Source organism: Vibrio sp. 1288 (assembly GCF_033344475.1).
Map to the genome: position 1 here is coordinate 1 of NZ_JAWPOX010000041.1, position 15,000 is coordinate 15,000.

12 protein-coding genes are annotated in these 15,000 nt (G+C 43.3%); 4 read left to right on the forward strand and 8 right to left on the reverse strand.

Annotated elements, in window-relative coordinates:
• The coding region (locus R8O11_RS21530; RefSeq protein ID WP_318194418.1) for a VWA domain-containing protein at positions 1 to 3,432 on the forward strand (3,432 nt) is incomplete at its 5' end.
• Between the two features lie 53 nt (positions 3,433 to 3,485).
• Here the strand turns inward: R8O11_RS21530 and R8O11_RS21535 are convergent.
• Complete coding sequence (locus R8O11_RS21535) at positions 3,486 to 4,679, reverse strand: class I SAM-dependent methyltransferase (RefSeq protein WP_318194419.1); 1,194 nt, start codon at positions 4,677 to 4,679, stop codon at positions 3,486 to 3,488.
• Positions 4,680 to 4,840: 161 nt separating this feature from the next.
• Complete coding sequence (locus R8O11_RS21540; RefSeq protein WP_318194420.1) at positions 4,841 to 6,244, reverse strand: methyl-accepting chemotaxis protein; 1,404 nt, start codon at positions 6,242 to 6,244, stop codon at positions 4,841 to 4,843.
• 90 nt (positions 6,245 to 6,334) lie between these two features.
• On the opposite strand from R8O11_RS21540, the gene yccX reads away from it, so the two are divergent.
• The gene (gene yccX, locus R8O11_RS21545) at positions 6,335 to 6,607 is read left to right on the forward strand and encodes an acylphosphatase (RefSeq protein ID WP_017634611.1); all 273 of its coding nucleotides are present in this window, start codon (positions 6,335 to 6,337) and stop codon (positions 6,605 to 6,607) included.
• Positions 6,608 to 6,609: 2 nt separating this feature from the next.
• Here yccX and R8O11_RS21550 read toward each other — a convergent pair whose 3' ends face one another.
• Entirely contained in the window at positions 6,610 to 6,939 is a 330-nt protein-coding gene (locus R8O11_RS21550) for a TusE/DsrC/DsvC family sulfur relay protein (RefSeq protein WP_005377396.1), read from the reverse strand.
• Positions 6,940 to 7,848: 909 nt separating this feature from the next.
• Between R8O11_RS21550 and R8O11_RS21555 the strand changes: the two genes are divergently transcribed.
• Positions 7,849 to 8,223 carry a chromosome partitioning protein ParB gene (locus R8O11_RS21555; protein ID WP_033905333.1) on the forward strand — a complete coding sequence of 125 codons (375 nt, stop codon included), beginning with the start codon at positions 7,849 to 7,851 and terminating at the stop codon, positions 8,221 to 8,223.
• 76 nt (positions 8,224 to 8,299) lie between these two features.
• On the opposite strand, the gene R8O11_RS21560 is transcribed toward R8O11_RS21555, so the two are convergent.
• From R8O11_RS21560 to R8O11_RS21580, 5 genes are all read right to left on the reverse strand, one after another.
• The gene (locus R8O11_RS21560; RefSeq protein WP_025766607.1) at positions 8,300 to 8,962 is read right to left on the reverse strand and encodes a Bax inhibitor-1/YccA family protein; all 663 of its coding nucleotides are present in this window, start codon (positions 8,960 to 8,962) and stop codon (positions 8,300 to 8,302) included.
• A gap of 249 nt (positions 8,963 to 9,211) precedes the next feature.
• Positions 9,212 to 9,961 carry an amino acid ABC transporter ATP-binding protein gene (locus R8O11_RS21565; RefSeq protein WP_005377400.1) on the reverse strand — a complete coding sequence of 250 codons (750 nt, stop codon included), beginning with the start codon at positions 9,959 to 9,961 and terminating at the stop codon, positions 9,212 to 9,214.
• A 23-nt stretch (positions 9,962 to 9,984) separates the two neighbouring features.
• Positions 9,985 to 11,082, reverse strand: coding sequence for an amino acid ABC transporter permease (locus tag R8O11_RS21570; protein WP_005389988.1), 1,098 nt, complete (start codon positions 11,080 to 11,082; stop codon positions 9,985 to 9,987).
• A gap of 1 nt (position 11,083) precedes the next feature.
• Positions 11,084 to 12,289, reverse strand: coding sequence for an amino acid ABC transporter permease (locus R8O11_RS21575; RefSeq protein ID WP_005377402.1), 1,206 nt, complete (start codon positions 12,287 to 12,289; stop codon positions 11,084 to 11,086).
• 218 nt (positions 12,290 to 12,507) lie between these two features.
• A complete protein-coding gene (locus tag R8O11_RS21580; RefSeq protein ID WP_005377403.1) occupies positions 12,508 to 13,536 on the reverse strand; it encodes an amino acid ABC transporter substrate-binding protein in 1,029 nt (342 codons plus the stop codon).
• 460 nt (positions 13,537 to 13,996) lie between these two features.
• On the opposite strand from R8O11_RS21580, the gene R8O11_RS21585 reads away from it, so the two are divergent.
• The gene (locus R8O11_RS21585) at positions 13,997 to 14,917 is read left to right on the forward strand and encodes a bifunctional precorrin-2 dehydrogenase/sirohydrochlorin ferrochelatase (RefSeq protein ID WP_005377406.1); all 921 of its coding nucleotides are present in this window, start codon (positions 13,997 to 13,999) and stop codon (positions 14,915 to 14,917) included.
• Positions 14,918 to 15,000: the final 83 nt, after the last annotated feature.

The following is a 15,000-nucleotide window of genomic DNA, read 5'->3' on the forward strand; positions in this document are numbered from 1 at the left end:
GACTTAGGCACCTTAGAATACAACACAGGCTCCGGTTGGGTTGCAGTGCCAAACGATGGCGTGGTAACGGTGCCAGCTGGGCAAACCGAATTTGATGTGCGCATTGCTTCCATTGATGACGCCGTTTATGAAGGCCCTGAAGATTTCAGTGTGACAGTAACCGGCATTGCCGCAGTACAAGGCAGTGATACGGGTACGGCGACGATTATTGATAATGATGCTCCTCCTTCTATTTCAAATGTTGTGAATGCAGTTGTTTCGGAAGAAGGTTTAGCTAATGGTATCCCTGATAATACAGGATCCCCTTCTGACACTACTAACTCCGCAAGTTTCTCAGGAACATTCACAGTTGCCGATCCAGACACGGCGAATGTTTCAGTGGTATTGGCAGGCCCTAACAACCTAACATCAGGAGGGGAGCCTATATCGTGGACGTGGGACAACAGTACTCAAACGCTGACTGCGAAAACTGCTCACCTGAGCATTGTTGCTACTGTTGTGCTGAGCGAGCCTTCAGCTTCAGGTCAAGGTTCTTGGGACTATACTATCACTCTGTTTGAGCCACTTGATCATCCTGTTAATGATGTGGAAGACATCATCAACTTTGATTTACAGATTTCTGTAAGTGATGGACAAACAACAACATCTCAAAGCTTAAATGTGGCCGTTGAAGATGATTGCCCATACGTGCCTGTGGTTGTTCAACCCGTCGATGTGTCGCTTACTGGTGCACCTAACGTTCTGACAGGGCGCATAGATTTTGCAGGAAGTGAGGCAGACGCAACCAGTCGAACATTTGGGGACGTTGTTGTGACTGCAAACGGTTTTGTGTCTGACGAATCTGTGATGCTGGGAACAGCTGAAATCAATCAATCATCAGAAGGGATTGGCGTTAAAAGTTCTGGTAACAACGGCTTCCAATTAGAAAACGAAGTCGATTATCGATTCGCGGGTAATGAGGGTGTATCAGAGCAGTTAATCATAGACTTAGGCAATAAAGTTGCTTACGGAGCAGAAATAGAATTTGAGAAAATGTTTGGTGGTGAACTTGAGAAAGGAATCGCATCTTTTTATAGAGATGGTGTATTAATTGCTCAGCAATCGTTCAGCTCTGACGCAAGCAGTGGTGATTACGCGGCAAATTTCAATGTTCAACAGGGAGGCTTTGATAAAATCATCCTCGAGGCGACCAGTAATGGCAATGGCCCGGATACTGAAGACAACAGTGACTTTACCGTTAAATCAATAACCTTTACAGGTGCGTACTCTGGCGTGCCAATTGCTAGTGCGGATGGGAACCTCGGTGCTGTATATGGAGCTGATGGCCCTGGTTCTATAGTCTTAAATGGAGGTGAGGCTGGTTTAGAGACTCTAGATGGTAAAGACGTGTTGATATACGTCGATCCACAAAACTCTAATAGACTGATTGCAGAGGCTGATGGAGAGCTTGCATTCGAAGTTCAACTTACACCTAGCACTGGAAAATGGGAGTTCTTCCAATACTTGCCTTTGACCTCACCTTATGGCGATGGGGATATCGATTTTAACTACACTATTACTGATAATGATGGCGACAGTAAAACGGGGTACTTTTCTGTCAACCCTTACGCCCCACCAATTGTAGAAGGTGTAACACTAAACGTTTCTGAGGAAGGCTTAAGCAACGCCATTGCTGATGACTCTGCTCTAAACGGCTTTGATGACACAACTGACTCGAGTACTGATGTAGAACAATTGACGCTGGGTCAAACCGTTGATTCTGTTACGCTCAGTGAACCATCTACAGCTCTTACTAGTAACGGTATCTCTGTAACGTGGACGTTATCAAATAACGACCAAATGCTTATCGGTTCAGCGAACGGTGAAGAGGTTATCAAAATATCAGTCAATGATACTGGAGTGGTATCTACGGAGCTTCTTGGTCCGATTGATCACTCCAACCCATCTGGAGAAGACACCTTAAATATTGAGGTGCCTGTGCTTGTCTCGAATGCTCGTGGTCTTACTAACTCCACAACGGTCAACGTTATTGTGGAAGATGACTCACCAGATTCTGCATCTATTATTCACGATGTAGTTGCAGAAACTAAAGAAAGTGCCAACGTTCAGCTCATAATGGATGTCTCGGGTTCTATGCGAACGGATAATCGCTTGCAGATAATGAAAGATTCGGCAACTCAGTTATTGAATCAATATGAGTCTATCGGTCAAACGCGAGTTCAAATTATTACTTATAGCAGTACAGCATCCACTTACGCTATAGGTGCTGCGACGTGGCTGACGGTCGAGGAGGCCAAAGCGTATATTGAGACGCTAACTGCGGGTGGCGCGACTAACTATAACAACGCGCTAAATGAAGCAAAACAGTCATGGGATGATGTAGGTAAGTTAACCAGTGCGTCGAATGTTAGTTACTTCTTGTCAGATGGTCAGCCAAACCCTGCGTCATCATTTATAAACGACGCTCGCGAGCAGAGTTGGATTGATCACCTAACCGATCCTGATAATCAGATAACAGCCCTAGCGTATGGTATGGGCGTTAATCTTATGCCGGAGCAATTAGATCGCGTAGCATATGATGGCTTTTTGAATCAAGACCTTGATGGTGTTGTGGTTCCTGACGTAACTCAATTACCTCCGGTTATGTTGCAGTCAGTGATTCAACCTGTTGGGGGGAACTTGATGTATACCACTTCTCCAGATACAGGTATTGGTGCAGATGGTGGTTATATTAGCGAAATAGAACATGACGGTGTCACTTATTCGTTTGATGGTTCAGACCTAATAGTAACTGAAAATAACGATGGTATTTCGCATGCATTTGACGACACAACGATGCAGCTTACTATCTATATCGACAGCAAACATACTCTGGAAATCGACTTAAACGACGGTGCGTATGCATTTTATGGTGCGGTGGGTGATACAGTTGAAACGTTAGACTTCGATTATGTATTGACGGATAACGATGGTGATCAAAGTGAGAACACCCTGCAATTCGTTATTGATGAAAACGGAGGAGTAAATGCTTCAAGTAATGGCTCTGCAAATATTATTGAAGCTGAAGTGGACGTAAGTCATGACATCTTGATCGGTAATGATAACGAGGCAGATGTCTTTAAATGGGTCAACGACTCCTTGGATACAGGAACAGATCTAATTAGAGGTTTTGAGAGAGATTTGGACACCTTAGATCTGAGTGAAGTCGTTGAAGATGCAGGGCACAATACGATAGAAGAACTTCTCAATAGTATTGACTTGAACATTGATGGCGATGACTTATCTCTAGAAATAACCCATAACGATGGAAACTCAATTCAAACTATCGTAATAGAAAACGGGGCGACAGAGTTTAGTGATTTAATCGTGGGAAATGCGGACTTTGAGAGAGATGTGTTATCCGCACTAACTAAGGTTAACTTAGAGCCATAATGAAAAAGGGCCAGTAGGCCCTTTTCTTCTGCTTTGTCTTACTTATTCGTAGCCTAAAGCACTTTACATGCAAAACCTTTTAAGTAGAATCCTTCTGGATATGCGGTATCGGTTGGGTGGTCAGTGGCTTGTTCAAAACGCTCCACAAACTTTACTTGGCGGTTAGCATCTACGGCTGCATCAGCGATGATTTTCTGGAACAGAACTTGATCCATCAAGCCAGAGCACGAGTAGGTTAGTAGCGTGCCGCCCGGTTTTAGAATTTGCATTGCTAGCATGTTGATGTCTTTGTAACCACGACATGCGCCGTTTAGTTGTGCTTTGCTCTCTGCGAACTTCGGTGGGTCCATGATCACAACATCGAACTGAGTTCCTTGATCACGATACTCACGAAGCAGCTTAAACACGTCTGCATTTAGGAACACGGCACGCTTCTTCGAAATATCAAACTCGTTTAGCTCTGCGTTGAATTTTGCGGTATCTAAAGCAGGTTGCGACACGTCAGCGTTAATCACACGCTTTGCATCACCTTTTAGAGCGTAAAGTCCGAAGCCACCTGTGTAAGAGAAGCAGTTAAGAACTTCTTTGCCTTTCATATATTTCATCGCTTGCTGGCGACTATCACGTTGATCTAGGTAGAAACCTGTTTTGTGTCCGCCAACGATATCTACACTAATCTTTACGCCATTTTCTTCGATGACGACTGATTTAGGTGGCTCTTCGCCGTGCAAGACGCCCGTGCTCTCTTTTAAACCTTCTTTTTTACGAACGGCCACGTCAGAGCGCTCGTACACATTACAATCAGGGAAGCACTCAACCAGAGCGTCAACAATAGCCTGCTTATTGTGTTCTGCGCCAGCACTGAGAAGTTGGCACACAAAGAAATTTTGGTAACGGTCGATCGTAACGCCTGGTAAGCCGTCAGACTCTGCTGCGATAAGGCGATAACCCGTAAGGCCATCACGTTCGATAATGTCTTCACGAAGAAGTTGTGCGTCTTTAAGTCGTTTAACGAAAAACGCGGTGTCGATTTCTTCTTTATCAAAACTCCAAATACGAGCACGAATTTGTGAAGCTGGCGAATATGCCGCTTTAGCTAGCCATTTACCGTCGTGAGTGAATACATCAACCGTTTCGCCAAGAGCAGGTTCGCCCTCAACTTTGTTGATGCCTCGAGAGAAGATCCAAGGGTGCTTGCGCTTGACCGATTTCTCACGACCTTTAACCAAATAGATAGCAGCTGTCATTTCATTAGCTCTTGTTGAATTTTGAAAGGGGCGTATTGTCCGGGATGTGAATGGTAAAAGCAATATCCCTCGGCAATCCAGTACATTGTAGTGACTTTTAAATACAAAAAAGGTCACTAAAGTGACCCTTTTATTTGAATTTGCTGTAACAGATTCCGTTGCTATGCTTTAAGTCCAGTAAGTAGTGCTTCCATTGTGTCGCTTTGCTTACGCAGTTGATCAACGTTTTGTGAAGTCGTGCTTATCATATTGCACACGTTATCTGCTTGAACTCGAATTTCTTCAACGCTTGAGGCGATATTGTCCGCGACTACACCTTGCTCTTCAGCTGCTGTTGCAATTTGAATGCTACTGTCGGAGATAGTTTGATTTTTATCTGCCAAAGAGCCGATTTCGTGATTCACTTCCGTCATGAGGTTTTGTCCCTCATTTGCATTATTAACTGTCACTTCCATCAGCTTAGTAAGCGACTGGCTGTTACGCTGTAATGATTCAATCATCGTTTGGATTTCAACTGTCGCTTGCTGAGTGCGTCCCGCAAGAGCGCGAACCTCATCCGCAACGACCGCAAATCCACGACCTTGTTCTCCAGCACGTGCAGCTTCAATAGCCGCGTTCAGAGCAAGTAGGTTGGTTTGCTCGGAGATCCCATTGATTGTTGTCACTACTTCATCAATTTGTGCTGCATTGGCATCTAACTCGGCAACGGCTTGAGACGCAGATTGAATCTCATTAGAAAGGTTCGAAATCGAGTGAAGCGTATTCTCAACTTTCACTTGTCCAGACTGAGCCACGTTACGTGCATCATCGGTTTGCGTGCTTGAATCGTGAGCTAGTGTCGCGACTTCTCGAATCGTTGATGCCATCTGTTCAGTTGCACTCGCAAGAGAGTTGAGGTGTTCCTGCTGAGTCGCTGAAATATCTGAACTGTGATGAATCGATTGATTCAGATCTGAGCTAATTTGTTGCATTAAAGCCACAGACTCTTGAATCGACAGCACCATTTGTTGCTCTCGTTCTGCAACTTTGTCTATCGTAATAGCAATTTCACTAAACTCGTCGCGAACAGGGAAGAAGTTCATTCTCGCAGTTAGGTCGCCACCAGCAAGAGTGTTTAATGCTTTGTTCATCGTGAACATCGCGCCGCCAATAAACGTCATGATGTAGTAAACGCCAAGAGCGAGAACAAACAAGCTCACACAGATGATGCTCACTTGAGTCGTTGATAGGGCAGTCCATAAAGAAAGTTCATGGTTTGCAACCAAGCTGTACGCACCATTTAAAACTGACACGGATTGCGGCCCTGAGCCAATAGAAACGGTTTCTGAACCCGCTATGAGGCTTGCTACTTGAGATTGAGAAAGGTTGCCTGCCTCTATCAGACCTTTCATAAGCATGAGCTCTTCTTGGTACATACTTGAGATCAGTGTATTAGCCGCGCTATTAAGGACGAGAGTGAGAATGACTAAAGCAAGAAGAGGGAGAACGAAGAGCAAATAGAACTTTTCTTGAATCTTTAAGTGAATGAGATACTTATCAATCCAGCGGAATGGAATTTCTTTCATAATTATAATAACCGTGCAAAAACCCACTATCCTTAGTGGGGTGAATAGACGAAAAGAATATATCACTCAGTAAAAAGAAGCGGTACAAAGATGAACGTAAAGTGTGAGAGATTTATAGTAAAAGGTCATGTTCAAGGCGTGGGCTTTCGTTACCATACTTCCCATCAAGGATTGAAGCTAGGGTTAACAGGTTATGCGAAGAACCTAAACAATGGCGATGTTGAAGTGATGGCGTGTGGAACAGACGCGCAAATAGTTGCGTTTTCGGAATGGTTACAAGAAGGACCGCGAACGGCAACAGTAGAGCATGTGATGCAGGAACCTGCGTCGTATAAGCCGTTACGCGGTTTTAAAATTTTATGAATCTACAAGCATTTAGCTGGCTTTGGTAGGCCGGCTAATTTGGTTGCTTGTTTGGCTGGCCCCTTTTTAAACAGCTTGAATAGATACTTACTGTTACCTTTTTCTGGGCCGTGCGCTTTTTCCATCGCTTTCACAAGCATACGCACTGCAGGGGAGGTATTAAACTCTTCATAAAAGTCTCGCACAAAATGCACAACTTCCAAATGAGCATCCGTAAGCTCGATGTCTTCTTCTTTTGCTAAAAGCTCAATCATACCTTCTTCCCATTGAGTATGATCCAATAAGTAGCCTTGAGCATCCGTTTCAATTTCTTTGCCGTTGTAAACGAACATAACGTTTTATCCGTTAAGTAAACATGGATGTTTATAGATTAGCGACAGCCGAGAATGTTCTCAACAAAAGAATCTCGAAGTCGTATCGAGCGAATCAAAAGCGTACAAAGTAGTGGCCTATAACTGAATACTCTTAAATTATATTTTAAGCATAAGTTTGTTTTTTTTATTCGTGTTGTTAGAAAATTTTCGGGGTTGATATCGGTGGTTTTGCATTGTTATGCAATTCGCTTGGTGTGATTGATTTGTCAGTTATATTTATTGTTTTAGATAAGTCGATCACAACGAATATAAACTAGTTTTAAATCAAAAGAATAAATTGAAAAAAATCGTTATGTTCACCCATGCTTAACAACAACACGGAGCAATGCAGGAGTGTATGGAGTGGTCGAATCTTTTCGTTTCCATTGGATGGGCGGTACTGCAAGCATGCTTTAGCATTTTCTCTTTTCTATGTCTGACGGGATTTGTAAAACATAATCCTATAAAACCGAAGTATGCTTGGTTGCAGTACATCTATGGGCCGTTACTTTTTTTGACTTGGGGAGTCATGTTAGTGACACCGATGATGTCGGCCTACATATTTTTTAGCGTAGCTGGTAAATCAGTAGTCTGGTTGCCCGCGCTCAAGATGTTCGGTTATTGGTGGGTTGCGTTTGGAGTATTTTGCTTCTTGTCATCAGTTGATGAGCGATTGCGAAGTCGCGGTTTGAATTAAGACAAGTTATACCTTGAAATCAGTTTACAAACTGAGAGAGGTGATTATAAAGCGCTCATACAAGCGATATAGCGATTGTTTGAGAATTAATAGCTTAAACGTTGTGTTTGTTTTCATAGACCGATATTCTCATTGGATTAATGAAAGCCTGTATTCAGGTTAGAAACAACAATGATGACAAGGAGTTAGTCATGTCGAAACAACGTTACATTGAGATTAATGACAATGTAAAATCCACTTGGTCCATCGAGCGTATTTGGCAACTTGCAGAATCCTTACCTGTAGAAGAAATTTCGATTGATGATATCAAAGGCCCAAATGAAGTGACTTGGTTTAGTCATGAAGGGCCACAGCCAACCTGCCGTGAAATTGCAAAACATTGCCGACGAATCAACAATGCTGATTTGTCGTATCCGGTAATCTTAACCAGTGACTATCGTGTTTTTGACGGTATGCACCGAATCGCCAAGCAAATCATGTTAGGAGAGGAAACGATCAAAGTGAGACGCTTTAGAGAAAATCCAGAAGCTGACGAAGTTATCGAGTTGTCAGTAGAGCAGGCGTAATACACTGAATTGCACACAAAGAAAAAGCCCGAAGGAATTACCTTCGGGCTTTTTTATTCTACTTAACGAGAAACGATTAATCGTCGTTCATAATACCTAGAATGCTTAGTAGGCTGATGAAGATGTTGTAGATTGATACATACAAAGTTACTGTCGCAGAGATGTAGTTTGTTTCACCGCCACGAATAATGCTTTGTGTTGTCATCAGGATCGCCATAGTAGAGAAAATGATAAACAAGCTGCTCAACGCCAAGTGTAAGAGGGTTGATTGAATAAAGAAGCTTGCAATCATGCCCACAACCAGCACAACAAATAGTGATAGCATTAAGCCACCCATCATCGATAGGTCACGTTTCGTTGTTAGTGCGTATGCCGATGCTGCCATGAAAGATAGTGCCGTACCACCGAGTGCGGTTAATACGATATCGCCCATGCCTGCACCAATGTACATGTTTAGAATAGGGCCAACGGTGTAACCTAAGAAGCCAGTAAATAGGAACGTAAACACAAGGCCAAGACTGTTGTTACGGTTTTTCTCTGTTAAGAATAATAGGCCGTAGAAACCAACCAGCATTAGGATGATACCTGGATGTGGAAGGTTAAATGCCATTGCAACGCCAGCAACGACTGCCGACCATAAAAGTGTCATTGAAAGTAGAGCGTAAGTATTACGCAATACTTTGTTCGTTTGTAGAGCACTTTCTTGAGTTGAAGTGCGGGTAAACATTGGACTGTTCATAATCTTCCTCGATAAGAGACTTTCTTTTAAGTACATTTATGGGATTGAAAGTTCAAAAAATCAAGCCCTAACCATACGTAACTTAGATAAAATAATAATAGAAATAAGATGTTATGTATTTGGCAACTTGTAACACAATATTACTGACTAGCATAGCTATATTGATTCTTACACAGATTTTTGAATTTAGTAACAAAAAGCACTGGCTTCATAGAAACCAGTGCTTTTTTATGTCGATTCGGTTAAATCTTAGTGGTGTAAGATTTGCGCTAGGAAATTTTGGGTCCTATCCGATTGAGGATTTTCGAAGAAATCAACAGGGTTGTTTTCTTCGATGATCTCTCCTGCGTCCATGAATATCACGCGATCGGCAACTTCTTTAGCAAAGCCCATTTCATGTGTCACACAAAGCATAGTCATGCCTTCCTCGGCGAGTTCGACCATTACATCCAGTACTTCGCGAACCATTTCCGGGTCGAGTGCAGATGTTGGCTCATCAAAAAGCATGACTTTAGGGTTCATACACAAAGAGCGAGCAATCGCCACACGTTGCTGCTGACCACCAGACAACTGACCGGGATACTTCTCCGCTTGGTCTGGAATTTTTACACGTTCCAGATATTTCATCGCAACTGCTTCTGCCTCATCTTTTGGCATCTTCTTCACCCAGATAGGCGCGAGCGTACAGTTTTCCAGTACGGTTAAATGAGGGAAGAGATTAAAGTGTTGAAAGCACATGCCCACTTCTCGGCGCACTGCTTCAATGTTCTTTAAGTCTTCAGTTAATTCCGTACCAGAGACGTAAATGCTGCCTGCTTGGTGCTCTTCAAGACGGTTAATACAGCGAATCATCGTTGATTTTCCCGACCCTGATGGACCACAGATAACGATTTTCTCGCCGCGCTTAACGTCGAGGTTAATATTTTTTAGTACGTGAAACTCACCATACCATTTATTCATGTCCTTCAATTGGATCATGTAGTCTTGTTGTTGCGTCATAATACGTCCTTGATCTTGATGAGTTATCGTTTGTGACCGGTATGAAGTTTGTTTTCAAGCCATATCGAATAGCGTGACATGCCAAAACAAAATACCCAAAACACTAACGCGACAAATACATAACTTTCTGTAGCAAAGCCTAACCATTCAGGGTCGGTGTTTGCTGCTTGCCCTATACCGAGTACGTCAAACATACCAATGATGAGTACCAAACTGGTGTCTTTAAACAAACCGATGAAGGTGTTCACGATAGAAGGAATAGTAATCTTTAGCGCCTGTGGCAAGATAATCAGCCCAGTCTTTTTCCAGTAACTTAACCCAAGCGCATCAGCGGCTTCATATTGACCTTTCGGAATGGCTTGTAGACCACCGCGTACCACTTCTGCCATGTAAGCGGAGGCAAACATAACCACACCTATAAGGGCGCGAATCAGTTTATCTGTCTCTGAGCCTTCAGACATAAACAATGGAAGCATAACCGAAGCCATGAACAAAACCGTAATCAGAGGAACGCCACGCCAAACTTCAATGTAGACGGTACAAATGCTGCGAATGATCGGCATCTCTGAACGTCTACCAAGCGCAAGCACCACACCAATTGGCAATGAAACTACGATACCAACTAGCGCAATAATGAGTGTAACGAGTAGTCCACCCCACTTGTGTGTATCGACCACTTCTAGTCCAAAGACACCACCGTATAACAGCCCAGCGATGATGAATGGGTAGATGTTTACGAAGAAAAGCCAAATCCACATCCGTTTCGGTGTCTTCTCATACGCGAGTAAAACAGTAAATATGGCCAATGTGATATAGAAAAGGCGAGGGCGCCATAGTTCGGACTCTGGATAAAAACCATACATGAACTGCTCCCAGCGCACGCTGATAAATACCCAGCAAGCACCATCTCGGCTACAGTCGTCACGCGTTGAGCCAATCCAGTCTGCGTTAATAAACGCCCAATCCACGATATACCATATTGCAGTTACGACAATATACGCAAGAATGACAGTAACAATGGAATTGATAGGGCCATTAAATAGATTTTTCCGCATCCAACCAACGAAGCCTACAGTATTGGCGGGTGGTGGGAGATCCGGTTGAAATTGATGAGTACTCATATTATCTCTCCACCAGCGCGACTTTACGGTTATACAAGTTCATTAATGCAGACGTAATCAGACTTAATGTCAAGTACACGCCCATCGTCATCGCAATGATCTCAATCGCTTGTCCCGTTTGGTTCAGGGTAGTACCAGCAAACACAGAGACAAGATCTGGGTAACCAATCGCCATCGCTAACGATGAGTTTTTGGTGAGGTTGAGATATTGACTGGTTAAAGGTGGAATAATAATTCGTAACGCTTGAGGAATGACAACAAGCTTTAAAGTTTTCGAGCGTGGTAAGCCTAGCGACATCGCTGCTTCGGTTTGACCATGGCTAACCGCATTAATACCAGAGCGCACAATCTCAGCAATGAAAGAAGCTGTATAAACACTCAATGCCAAAAGTAGCGCAGCCAATTCAGGAATAATGCTAATACCACCTCGGAAGTTAAACCCTTTTAGTTCAGGATAATTCAGTGAAATTGGCATACCAGCAAGGAAGTACACAACCAATGGAAGGCCAACAACTAAACCCAAAACTATTCTTCCCATTGGGGTTTGTTGCCCAGTGAGACGTTGCTTATTATTCGCCCATACATTAATTAATAAGCTTGCGATTACCCCGAAGATTAACGCGGCAATAACGTAGCTACTGCCGGGTTCCATAGTCGGTGCAGGGAAATATAAGCCACGAACGTTCAGGAAAATAGCTTCACCAAGACTTAAGCTTTGGCGTGGTGAGGGTAATGCTTGAAGAACAGCGAAATACCAGAAGAATATTTGCAGAAGAAGGGGGATATTTCGGAAAGTTTCGATATAAACTGCCGCTAAACGACTAACTAACCAGTTAGAAGAAAGGCGGGCAACCCCCATGGTAAAGCCAATCACAGTAGCCAGAATAATACCTAATACGGAGACTAACGCCGTATTAAGAAGGCCGATGATAAATGTTCTACCGTAAGAGTACGTTTCATCGTATTCAATTAGTGTTAACCCAATACCAAACCCGGCTTCTTGATTCAGAAAACCGAAGCCCGTTGCAATACCACGAGCATCTAAGTTATTGAGAGCGTTGTTTACAATCGTGTAAAAGAAAAATACCAGTGCAGCAATGGCAATGATCTGGAAAATAGCAGAACGAAAGGCAGGATTATAAATCAGGCTCTTGCTTCCGCTTGGTTTGGACATCGTACTTGGCGATGCATCTTGTGTCGGTTTCATACAGCGATAACCTCAAACCTTAGTTATAGATATCGGCCTGTATAAAGAAGTTTCGTCCTTGCTGGCTAAAGAATAACGCTCTCATGTCTGGTGACTTACGAACCTTTAAAGCCGTTCCACCAAGCGAGCGCTTTTCGCCATCCAATGAGCGATCCTTACTCATACAGTGAGATATAATCAAGAAAAAGGGCGGCATGAACCGCCCTGATTAACTCTTTCTATCGGATTGGTGGCGCGTACATAAAGCCGCCCGCATTCCATAGCGCATTAACGCCACGAGAGATTTCTAACGGCGAACCAGTACCGACTGTACGCTCGAAGCTTTCACCATAATTACCAACTTGTTTGATAACTTGGTAGCCCCAATCATCACGAATACCCAAACCTTTGCCTTTAGGGCCATCAACACCGAGGATACGTTTGATGTTTGGATCTGTTGACTTCAGCATTTCATCCGCATTCTTCGAACTAATACCGTATTCTTCAGCGTTAATCATCGCAGACAATGTCCACTTAGCGATGTTAAACCATTGATCATCGCCTTGACGAACGACTGGACCTAGTGGCTCTTTAGAGATGATTTCTGGAAGAACGGCCGCAGAGGACGGATCTTTCAAATTCAAACGTAGTGCATAAAGGCCAGATTGGTCAGTTGTTAATACGTCACAGCGTCCCGCATCAAAACCTTTCGAAGTTTGCGCCGCTGTGTCGAATACCACTGGTTTGTACGCCATGCCTTGGTTGCGGAAATAATCTGCAAGGTTTAGCTCGGTTGTTGTACCTGATTGAACACATACTGACGCACCATCAAGCTCTTTAGCACTTGAGATACCAAGTTCCTTCTTCACCATAAAACCTTGACCATCGTAGTAGTTCACACCTACGAAGTTTAGGCCCAGTGCAGTGTCACGGTGGAGAGTCCAGGTCGTGTTACGGGAAAGCACATCAATCTCACCAGATTGAAGCGCAGTGAAACGTTCTTTTGCGGTTAGGGGTACATATTTAACTTTCGTTTTATCCCCAAGAACGGCTGCAGCCAGTGCTTGGCAATATTCTACGTCGATACCTTCCCATTCGCCTTTTGAGTTAGGGTTAGAGAAACCAGGTAGACCGGTACTTACGCCACAAGTAAGAAAGCCTTGTTTTGTGACTTTGTCCAGAGTAGTGTCTGCTGCTTGAGCTGATGTTGCCATCATCGCAGTAGAAGCCGCTACGACGGAAGCAAGAACTGTGAGTTTATTTGCCATTTGTATCCTTCCTGTATGATCCATGTTTAATCAGGAGTGACCTGAAATAACGTGTCCAATTCGTTAGAGTTATCGTCCTACGTGATTGATTTTCGAAGAAACGGCATTCGATAGATCAACCAGTTATAAGCGTAGGAAAGGATCTGTTAATTCTCAAATATATAATTTAAATGAAGTTTTGAGAGAACTTACAAAGTGCCTTGAGATTTAGAATGACGAAATGTTAATTGTTTGTAAATAGTGCAATTCATGGACAATTTGGTGCATCAGAACAATCAATAGAAGAGTGAACAATACAAAAGAATAAAAAGTTGTTATTAAAACTGTCATTAGCTGAGCAAGGTGAAGTTCAGTAAAAATTCAAACAAAAATTATTTGTGATACCGAAACAGGGTGATGAGCTTGCCCCATTTTTGGTAGCATGGTCTACAACAGCTAATTAGAGTAATCATGGATTGAAATGCGATATTTTCCTCTGTTCTTAGATTTAATTAATAAACCCGTTCTCGTCGTGGGTGGCGGTGAGGTGGCAAGCCGAAAGGTGGAAGCGTTGCTAAAGGCTGGGGCGGATGTGACTATCGTTTCTCCGACGTTGGTTGATTTTCTGTCTAAGCTTGCTTCTGAGCATCAACTGCGCTGGGTACAACGTTTCTATTCGAGTGACATTGTCACTAAAAACTTTGTTCAAGTGTGGGCGACGACAGACAATCCTGAGCTAAATCACCAAGTGTACAAAGATGCCAAAGAGCTAGGCATCTTGGTTAACGTTGTGGATGATAAGCCTTATTGTGATTTCATCACGCCGTCTATGATTAATCGTGGCCGCATCCAAATCGCAATCTCTAGTGGTGGAGCTTCGCCAGTTTTAATTCGAAACATCCGTGAAAAACTTGAATCGATACTGCCACAAAACATGGGGTTGATGGCGGACTTTGCTAACTCAAAGCGAAACTCAATTAAAGAGGCGCTGCCTAGTGTCGATTTACGCCGCAAGTTTTGGGAGCAATTCTTCTCGAACCCCGAGGTGGAAAACGCGCGAGATAATCGTGAGTTAGAAGCAATTTACCAAGCGACCATGGCAACACCTTTAGATGAAAAGGGAAGTTGTACTTGGGTTCATGTTGGGAAAGATGTTGAGATGTTGCCAATAAAAGCCGTACGCTATATGCAACAAGCGGAGCTGGCTCTGTACTCAACTCGATGTGAAGCGAATGTGTTAGAACTAATACGAAGAGATGCAGAAAGAGAAGCTTTCTCGAGCGCTGCTGAGCTTTCGGATATGCTGGCCAAGGCTAAAGCTGAAAAGCTTCGAATTTGCGTGTTCATACCACAAGGAACGAGCGAATTCGTATTGCTGCAAGGACAGGACTTAGTTATCTAGCAATGCCAAATGCTAAAGTGGATACGTAGTTCGTTACACTAAAGCCAATAAAAAACGCCAGCGGATTATGCGCTGGCGTTTTT

What these genes read in the sequence shown, in the direction of transcription:
- R8O11_RS21550 (WP_005377396.1), bottom strand. Translation starts at nt 6,939, where the DNA reads ATGTTCGTTTACAACGGCAAAGAAATTGAAACGGATGCTCAAGGCTAC.
- R8O11_RS21580 (WP_005377403.1), bottom strand. Translation starts at nt 13,536, where the DNA reads ATGGCAAATAAACTCACAGTTCTTGCTTCCGTCGTAGCGGCTTCTACT.
- R8O11_RS21555 (WP_033905333.1), top strand. Translation starts at nt 7,849, where the DNA reads ATGTCGAAACAACGTTACATTGAGATTAATGACAATGTAAAATCCACT.
- R8O11_RS21585 (WP_005377406.1), top strand. Translation starts at nt 13,997, where the DNA reads ATGCGATATTTTCCTCTGTTCTTAGATTTAATTAATAAACCCGTTCTC.
- R8O11_RS21565 (WP_005377400.1), bottom strand. Translation starts at nt 9,961, where the DNA reads ATGACGCAACAACAAGACTACATGATCCAATTGAAGGACATGAATAAA.
- R8O11_RS21575 (WP_005377402.1), bottom strand. Translation starts at nt 12,289, where the DNA reads ATGAAACCGACACAAGATGCATCGCCAAGTACGATGTCCAAACCAAGC.
- R8O11_RS21570 (WP_005389988.1), bottom strand. Translation starts at nt 11,082, where the DNA reads ATGAGTACTCATCAATTTCAACCGGATCTCCCACCACCCGCCAATACT.
- R8O11_RS21535 (WP_318194419.1), bottom strand. Translation starts at nt 4,679, where the DNA reads ATGACAGCTGCTATCTATTTGGTTAAAGGTCGTGAGAAATCGGTCAAG.
- R8O11_RS21540 (WP_318194420.1), bottom strand. Translation starts at nt 6,244, where the DNA reads ATGAAAGAAATTCCATTCCGCTGGATTGATAAGTATCTCATTCACTTA.
- R8O11_RS21560 (WP_025766607.1), bottom strand. Translation starts at nt 8,962, where the DNA reads ATGAACAGTCCAATGTTTACCCGCACTTCAACTCAAGAAAGTGCTCTA.
- yccX (WP_017634611.1), top strand. Translation starts at nt 6,335, where the DNA reads ATGAACGTAAAGTGTGAGAGATTTATAGTAAAAGGTCATGTTCAAGGC.